At 72.4% G+C, this 1414-nt stretch carries 2 protein-coding genes; one reads left to right on the top strand and one right to left on the bottom strand.

The features are described from left to right. Positions 1-184: GlsB/YeaQ/YmgE family stress response membrane protein (locus tag ACFY5C_RS41545; protein WP_389455282.1), on the bottom strand; the 184-nt coding region annotated here is incomplete at its 3' end. Positions 185-332: 148 nt separating this feature from the next. Here ACFY5C_RS41545 and ACFY5C_RS41540 point away from each other — a divergent pair. After that, on the top strand, positions 333-1414 hold a 1082-nt coding region (locus tag ACFY5C_RS41540; protein ID WP_389455280.1), incomplete at its 3' end, for an APC family permease.

Below are 1414 nucleotides of genomic sequence, written 5' to 3'. Positions count from 1 at the left end.
CGTCGTAGAAGTCCTTGCTGATCGGGTGGTCCAGCCAGCGGGCCGAGATCCAGCCGCCGATGAACGCACCCGCGACGCCGATGAGCGTCGTGCCGATGAAGCCGCCGGGGTCCCGGCCCGGCAGCAGGAACTTGGCGATGGCTCCGGCCAACAGCCCCAGGAAGATCCAGCTGATGATCGTCATACCTCTGAACCTGCCCCTCCGCGCCAAGCCTGCACTTCTCCAGGCACTGTGATCTCCGGCGCGCTCGTTCGCACACCGTTGCTGCTCCGTTGGTGAACAGGACGTATCGGCGGCGCCTGCCGGTTGCGGCGATCAGTAGGGTCGGGCCATGACTCCGTCCACCCCCGCCTCTGCCGAGCTGCGGCGTTCGCTCGGAGTCGGGGACGCCATCGTCATCGGACTCGGCTCGATGATCGGAGCCGGGATCTTCGCGGCGCTCGCCCCGGCCGCCCGCGCGGCAGGCTCCGGGCTCCTCACCGGGCTCGCGGTCGCCGCCGTCGTCGCGTACTGCAACGCCATGTCGTCGGCACGGCTGGCCGCCCGCTACCCGGCCTCGGGTGGGACGTACGTGTACGGGCGTGAGCGGCTGGGGGAGTTCTGGGGGTACCTCGCGGGCTGGGCCTTCGTGGTCGGCAAGACTGCCTCCTGTGCGGCGATGGCGTTGACGGTCGGGGCGTACGTCTGGCCTGATCAGGCGCACGCGGTGGCGGTCGCGGCTGTGGTGGCACTGACCGTGGTGAACTACGGCGGCGTGCAGAAGTCCGCCTGGCTGACGCGGGCGATCGTGGCGGTCGTCCTGGCTGTTCTGGCTTGTGTGGTGGTCGTGTGCCTGGGCTCCGGCCAGTCGGACGCCGCACACCTGGGGGCCGGGGCCACGGGCGGCGTGAGGGGTGTCCTCCAGGCGGCCGGCCTGCTCTTCTTCGCGTTCGCCGGGTACGCGCGGATCGCGACCCTGGGTGAGGAGGTACGGGACCCCGCCCGCACGATCCCCCGGGCGATCCCGCTCGCCCTGGGCATGACGCTGGTGGTCTACGCGCTCGTCTCGGTGGCGGTCCTCTCCGTGCTCGGGGCTGACGGGCTGGGGGCTGCGGGTGCGCCGCTGACCGACGCCGTGCGCGCGGCCGGAGCGCCGGGGCTGGCCCCCGTCGTGCGGGCCGGTGCGGCCGTCGCGGCGCTGGGGTCGCTGCTCGCGCTGATCCTGGGTGTCTCCCGTACGACGCTGGCCATGGCCCGCGACCGGCATCTGCCCGGCGTCCTGGCCGCCGTGCATCCCCGTTTCCAGGTGCCGCACCGGGCTGAGCTGGCCGTCGGCGCGGTGGTCGCGGTCCTCGCCGCCACGGTGGACGTGAGGGGTGCGATCGGCTTCTCCTCCTTCGGTGTGCTCGCGTACTACGCGGTGGCCAACGCCTC

Origin of the sequence: Streptomyces sp. NPDC012935 (genome assembly GCF_042900345.1) — a bacterium.
GTDB lineage: Bacteria > Actinomycetota > Actinomycetes > Streptomycetales > Streptomycetaceae > Streptomyces.
Note: the sequence above shows the minus strand (reverse complement) of the source record. Positions and strands in the feature narration are given on the sequence as shown.